Here is a 6,922-nt window from a genome sequence, read left to right on the forward strand (position 1 = left end):
TGGCAGTTAAGAAAGTATAAATCCTTTCTTACTGCATAAGTGCAACTAAGGCTTGGCGATAAGCCAAGGTTTCTAAAGTTATTGAACATTATATATGCAGGAATGATTGTACGTCAAGTGAATTCTGAAAATTAATTCTAATTTTTCTCTCTAAGCCGACCTGAGCTGCGATGTGCAGAAGACATGTAAATAAAGAGTGCTATCCAGATTAGTGCGAACGATATAAAGTGCGCCAGAGAAAAAGTTTCCTGATATACAAATACACCTAATATAAGCATGATAGTCGGTGCAATATACTGCAGGAACCCTACCATTGATAAGGGAATTTTTTTCGCCCCGCTTGCAAACAATAACAGCGGAATCGCAGTAACAACACCAGCACCAAACAGTAATAACCCAAAACTTGTAACCATTGAATCAACAGCTAATGAACTGCCAGGAACAGATAGAAGATAAATAAGTGCAATAGGAGTTACAATCATTGTCTCGATGGTTAAACCGAACATTGCACCGACATCTACCGTTTTTTTGAGCAATCCGTAAATTGCAAAACTAAATGCCAGCAACAGTGATACCCACGGAAAGACACCATAACTGATTGTCAGATTAATCACACCGATTGCAGCCAGCAGAAATGATAGCATCTGTCCACGTGTCAGGGTTTCTTTTAGCACAATCATCCCTAATAAAATACTTACAAGCGGATTTATGTAATAACCAAGGCTTGCCTGAATTACATGTTCATTGTTAACCGCCCATATAAAGGTAAGCCAATTGATGCTAATGGCAATTGATGCGAATGTAATCCCGGTCAATTTTTTTCTGTCGTTTAAAATAATTTTGCATTCTTTCAGGAAGAGGTTCCATTTTTGCACAACTATAACCACTATAATCATAAAAATAAATGACCATAATATACGATGTGCTAATATTTCATCAGGTGGAACCCGGTCTATCAGTTTCCAATAAGCAGGAAGAAAACCCCATAATAAATAGGCGCCTGCTGCATATATAATTCCAATCTTATTGTCCTGATTCATTTTAAAACCTCATTTCTGCGATGTGTCCAGATTCCGAGTAACACTACTGAATCAAGCGACATGCATACTACTAAACTAAGTAAACCAATTCTAGATTTTCTTTCTGAAAAAAGCAATAACTCTGCTTTTAACATTTTCTTAGTAAACGCTTTCAAAAAGCTGGCAAATACAATATGATAGTAGTATATGAGATTACAAGATTATTTATTTGGGGGGACTTACTAATGGCAAAAAAACATAAACACTTTGAAACATCGGTTATTCATGAAGGGTACGACTCCAAGGACATGCTGGGCAGCCTTGCAACACCTTTGTTTCAGACATCAACTTACACATTCGAGACAGCAGAGCAAGGAGAACGACGCTTTGCGGGTGAGGAAGAGGGTTATATTTACTCAAGATTGGGCAATCCGACTGTAAGTGTATTAGAAGAAAGAATTGCAGCTTTGGAGAACGGCGAACGGGGGCTTGCTTTTGGATCAGGAATGGCAGCTGTATCTGCTGTTTTGATTGCATTGACAAAGGCAAATGACCATGTGTTGTGTTCATCAGGACTGTATGGCTGTACATTTGGGTTACTTGCAATGATGGAAAAGAAATATAATATTTCACATGATTTTTCAGCAATGGAAACAAAAGAGGAAATTCGTTCATTAATAAAGCCGGAAACGACATGTATTTATGTCGAAACGCCAATCAATCCGACAATGAAGTTAATTGATCTTGAAATGGTTGCTGAAGTGGCACATGAAAAAGGGATTCCGGTAGTTGTCGATAATACATTTTCATCACCATATTTACAACGACCACTTGAGTTAGGGTGTGATGTTGTACTCCATAGTGCAACAAAATATATTGGTGGCCATGGAGATGTAGTAGCAGGGCTTGCCGTTGGAAAAAAAGACTTTTTGGATGAAGTTGCAATGACAACCTTAAAAGATATCGGTGGGATAATGTCACCACTGGATGCGTGGTTGTTACTAAGAGGGCTTAAGACACTGCCAATCAGGATTGACCGCCATTGTGATAATGCCGAAAAGATATTTGAAAAATTGCGTAATCATCCTAAGGTTGCACGTGTTTTATATCCGAATGATGAAAGTCATCCGGATTATCCGATTCGTCAAAAGCAAATGAAGCGGGGCGGAGGTTTAATTTCATTTGAAATAGATGGGACAAAACAGGTCGCACAACGAATGCTGAATAACCTGAAGTTCCTAAAAATTGCTGTCAGTCTTGGTGATGCGGAGACATTAATTCAGCATCCGTCGACCATGACACATGCCGTTGTACCAGAAGAGTCCCGTCTTGAAATGGGGATAACAGACCAGCTTATTCGGTTATCCGCAGGTCTTGAAGCCTGGGAGGATATATGGACAGATCTGGAACAAGCGCTGAATAGTCTTTAGTTATTATGGGCGCATGTCCCATGGTTCCAGTGTCCCGACAATGGTCTCATTATTATCGGTAGTGATAGCATGAATGACACCGTCTGAAATTTCATTATGCGTAAGCCAGCGGGAAAGGTTATTTTCTAAAATAAATCCTAAATAGACGCGTCTGTACAAGCAATTTTCTGGTACAGGCGTGTTTTCTTTTTCAAAAAAACGGGCACTGCCCTGTATATGAATTAATCGCCAATCAGTACTTAAATCCTGTTTGCTTATCATATCCTTAATTAAAGGAAGGGCTTGTGGAGCTGTCGAATGAATCCAGCTGACCACAATGTCAGGTATACCATTTGACTCAAACAAATTGGATAGTTCGTTTGATAAATTAGTACTGTTTTGATAATCAACAGAAATTCCATGAAGGTTTTCTGGCTGTGTAGCCTCTTGTTCAAGTTTTTTAAGTTTAGTTTGGTCCCGTCCGATAACATATACATGATATTCTTGTTCAATGAGCCAATGACATACATCCTTCAGCATGCCAGTACCTCCAACAACTAATGCGTATCGATTTTTCATTTTCCTCCCCCTTTATATATATACTAGGCTAACGCATTAACGAAATTTATGCTATATTAAAGGGTAACGTAACTGCTTGGTAAGGAGAGATACACACGTGAGTTTTCTATCTGTTTTCTTTGGTTTTATACTTTTCTTTAATATTGCACTGGCATTAGCGATTATCTTTCTGGAACGAAAAGATCCAAGCTCGACATGGGCATGGTTAATGGTACTGCTTTTCATCCCAATTGCTGGGTTTATTTTGTATTTAGTTTTCGGTAAGAGATTAAGCTCCCAGCGAATTTTCACATGGGATACAAAGAGTAAATTGGGTGTAAAAAAGGCTGTACAGCAGCAGTTGCGTGCTATTGAAGGAAATAATTTTGACTTCAAGCATAAAGAATTAGTCGAGTATAAGGATTTATATTACCTGCATTTACGGAATAACGATGCCCTTTTTACACAAGATAATAGTGTGAAAATATATACAGATGGTGAAGAGAAATTTACTGCATTGCTTGAGGATTTGGAGAAAGCGAAGGATCATATCCATTTGCTTTACTATATAATTCGCCATGATCAATTAGGAAAAAGAATTGCCGATGTTTTAATCAGAAAGGCAAGTCAGGGTGTTGAAGTACGTGCATTGTATGATGATATGGGATCGAGAGGGATCAGTAAAAAGTTTCTCAACCGTATGCGTAAAGCAGGGGTTCAGGTTGAATCATTTTTTCCGCCAAAGATACCCAAAGTTAACTTGAAAATAAATTATCGTAATCACCGGAAACTAGCAATTATCGATGGTACAGTTGGTTATATTGGCGGGTTTAACATTGGTGATGAATACCTTGGCCATAACAAAAAGTTTGGTTACTGGCGTGATACGCATTTACGTATCAGTGGTGATGCTGTGCCAAACATGCAGACACGCTTTATTTTGGATTGGAATCAGGCATCACGTAACGATATTATGTATGAAGACCGTTATTTTGAAGCAGAAAGTGACGGGGATGTTGGGGTGCAAATCGTCTCAAGTGGTCCGGATTCTGATTGGGAGCAAATTAAAAACGGATATATTAAAATGATTATGACAGCAAAAGAATATGTTTACATACAAACACCATATTTCATTCCGGATGAAAGTCTTAGGGATGCATTACGAATTGCCGTATTATCAGGTGTTGACGTAAAAATAATGATTCCGAATAAACCGGACCATCCATTTGTCTACTGGGCAACACTTTCCTACATTGGTGATTTGCTGAATGCGGGTGCAGATGTTTATATTTATCAGCATGGGTTTCTTCATGCAAAAACGATCGTTGTTGATGGAAAGATAGCTTCTGTCGGTACCGCAAATATTGATGTGAGAAGTTTTCGGTTAAATTTTGAAGTTAATGCATTTTTGTATGATAAGGGTCTGGCGGAAAGATTAGTAGAAGCATTTCACGATGATGTTGCACGTTCAACGATAATGACGAGGAAACTATACGCCAAACGCTCATTAGGAATCCGTTTTAAAGAATCGGTTTCTAGATTACTTTCCCCCATACTGTAAAGAGTACATCGAGCAACAATGGGGAAATATAAATTAAGACTACTTTTAGTTGGGAGAGATTTAAATGGAACGTAAAGCATGCTCATATTCGTTAGCAGTGAAAACATCGCACGTTTTACCGCCAGATACGAATACACATGGTACATTGTTCGGCGGTAAATTAATGGCACATATTGATGATGTAGCCGCAATCTCTGCTGGACGACATGCAAGAAAACCGGTAGTTACCGCGTCAACCGATTCAGTAGACTTCCTGGCGCCTGTTAAAGAGGGGGACACTGTCTGCGTAGAAGCATTTGTTACCTGGACGCATAATACATCAATGGAGGTGTTTGTGAAGGCTGTGACAGAAGATCTGCTGACTGGTGACAGAAAAGTATGCACAACAGCATTCATGACATTTGTAGCCGTTGATGATAATGGAAAGCCAACACCAATTCCTTCCGTTTATCCTGTAACAAGTCAGCAGGAAAATTTACATGAATCTGCACCTGTTCGTGCAGAAAGACGAAAAGAACGCAGGAAGCATTCAAAAGAGGTTGCATCTACTTTTGGTACAGATTTTCCTTGGAACCAAGCGGATTAGGGAATATTTCCCATTGAGATTAAATTTGAATTTAAGTTATAATAATTATTTACAAGGAGCCATTTTTACTGGCTTCTATTATTTTTTTAATGAAAGATTACAAACCTTGTTATTGGGGAATAACCCTATAAATATGGTTTGAAAGGGGAACAAGCATCATGGAACTCTTTGAGAAACTACTTGGAATAGCAAACGAAGCGATGTGGACATATATCTTAATAGCAGCCTTAATTGGGCTTGGGCTTTGGTTCACGATTAAAACAAGATTTGTTCAATTTCGTTATTTGCCAGAAATGTTCCGCGTATTATTTGATAAACGAACTATTAGTGCTTCAGGAAAAAAGGGTACATCATCGTTTCAGGCATTTGCAATAAGTGCTGCATCACGCGTTGGTACCGGAAATCTTGCTGGAGTTGCGTCAGCGGTTGCAGTGGGAGGCCCAGGTGCTATTTTCTGGATGTGGCTGATTGCGCTGTTAGGCTCAGCTACAGCATTTGTAGAAAGTACACTTGCACAAGTTTATAAAGTTCCAGAGGCTAATCAATATCGCGGCGGGCCCGCATATTATATGGAAAAAGGGCTAAATAAGCGCTGGCTTGGAATAGTGTTTGCAATCACCATTACATTTACATATGGGCTTGTATTTAATTCTGTTCAATCCAACACAATAAGTCTTGCCTTCAATGGTGAATTTGATATAAGTAGAAACGTAATGGCTGTTATTCTGGTTGTCATGACGGCAATCGTGATATTTGGCGGGCTAAAAAGCATTGCAAATGTAACACAAATCATCGTTCCGGTGATGGCTATTTTATATATTATCATAGCTATTTATATTCTTATTATTAATATAGCTGCTGTTCCAGACATGATTTCAATAATTTTTGCAAATGCATTTGGAATTCGAGAAATTGCTGGCGGCGGATTTGGTGCTGCTATTCTAATGGGAATTAAGCGTGGATTATTTTCCAATGAAGCTGGTATGGGTAGTGCACCGAACGCAGCTGCCACTGCTGAAGTCTCCCACCCGGCCAAACAGGGGCTGATTCAGGCATTAGGCGTATTTTTCGATACAATCCTTATTTGCAGCGCAACAGGATTTATCCTGATTACTGCTGGTGGTATTTACGGAAGTGAAGCGGATGGAATTCAATTAACACAAAATGCATTTGAATTCCATATTGGCGACTGGGCAGCAGTCTTTATAGCCATCGCAATTTTCTTTTTTGCCTATAGTTCTATTCTTGGAAACTATTACTATGGGGAAAATAATATTGGTTTTATTAAAGATAGCAAGACAGGTCTATTTATCTATCGTATCGCTGTATTGGCAATGGTAGTATTTGGTGCAATCGCTACATTCGATTTAGTATGGGCGATGGCCGATCTGACAATGGGTATTATGGCACTGATTAACCTTTATGCCATTACCAAGCTGTTTAAAATTGCCAATCGTGTACTGCAGGATTATCGCGAACAGCGGAAGGCTGGTAAAGACCCCGTGTTTTATCGTGATACTCTGGATGATCAAACAGGTATCGAGTTCTGGGGCCGTGAGCAAACATCGGAAAAAGAAGAATAATCTTAAGGTGCTGTCTGCTTCCTGATGGGGAGCAGGCAGTTTTTATTGTTTTGCGGGTGAAAAGGTGAATTCGCTGAAGTTGGTCTTCTGTCAAGAAAATGGACACTTCACTTTGGTGAACTATTCATTCAAAACTACTACCGCGCTTCGCTTGGTGTGACCGTAGAAATGAAAAGTCTAAGACAATGACTTTTCATTTCTACGGC

The 6,922-nt window shown here is 39.2% G+C and carries 6 protein-coding genes; 4 read left to right on the top strand and 2 right to left on the bottom strand.

Annotation, left to right across the window (positions count from 1 at the left end; translation table 11 throughout):
* Window positions 1–137: 137 nt before the first annotated feature.
* Window positions 138–1,040: an EamA family transporter RarD gene (rarD, locus tag ACE1TG_RS19400; protein WP_375054050.1), complete on the bottom strand. Its 903-nt coding sequence runs from the start codon at window positions 1,038–1,040 to the stop codon at window positions 138–140.
* A gap of 224 nt (window positions 1,041–1,264) precedes the next feature.
* Between rarD and megL the strand changes: the two genes are divergently transcribed.
* Window positions 1,265–2,449 (top strand): methionine gamma-lyase, encoded by a 1,185-nt coding sequence (megL, locus tag ACE1TG_RS19405; RefSeq protein WP_375054051.1) that lies wholly within the window; start codon window positions 1,265–1,267, stop codon window positions 2,447–2,449.
* Window positions 2,450–2,452: 3 nt separating this feature from the next.
* On the opposite strand, the gene ACE1TG_RS19410 is transcribed toward megL, so the two are convergent.
* Window positions 2,453–3,007, bottom strand: coding sequence for a short-chain dehydrogenase (locus tag ACE1TG_RS19410; protein ID WP_375054052.1), 555 nt, complete (start codon window positions 3,005–3,007; stop codon window positions 2,453–2,455).
* A gap of 97 nt (window positions 3,008–3,104) precedes the next feature.
* Between ACE1TG_RS19410 and cls the strand changes: the two genes are divergently transcribed.
* The 3 genes from cls to ACE1TG_RS19425 all read left to right on the top strand — a co-directional run bounded on the left by cls (window position 3,105) and on the right by ACE1TG_RS19425 (window position 6,716).
* Window positions 3,105–4,547 carry a cardiolipin synthase gene (gene cls, locus ACE1TG_RS19415; RefSeq protein WP_375054053.1) on the top strand — a complete coding sequence of 481 codons (1,443 nt, stop codon included), beginning with the start codon at window positions 3,105–3,107 and terminating at the stop codon, window positions 4,545–4,547.
* Window positions 4,548–4,611: 64 nt separating this feature from the next.
* On the top strand, window positions 4,612–5,133 hold the full coding sequence (locus tag ACE1TG_RS19420; protein ID WP_375054054.1) for an acyl-CoA thioesterase: 522 nt from the start codon (window positions 4,612–4,614) through the stop codon (window positions 5,131–5,133).
* A 158-nt stretch (window positions 5,134–5,291) separates the two neighbouring features.
* Complete coding sequence (locus tag ACE1TG_RS19425; RefSeq protein WP_375054055.1) at window positions 5,292–6,716, top strand: alanine/glycine:cation symporter family protein; 1,425 nt, start codon at window positions 5,292–5,294, stop codon at window positions 6,714–6,716.
* Window positions 6,717–6,922: the final 206 nt, after the last annotated feature.

This window comes from Virgibacillus sp. JSM 102003 (assembly GCF_041949995.1).
GTDB lineage: Bacteria > Bacillota > Bacilli > Bacillales > Amphibacillaceae > Lentibacillus.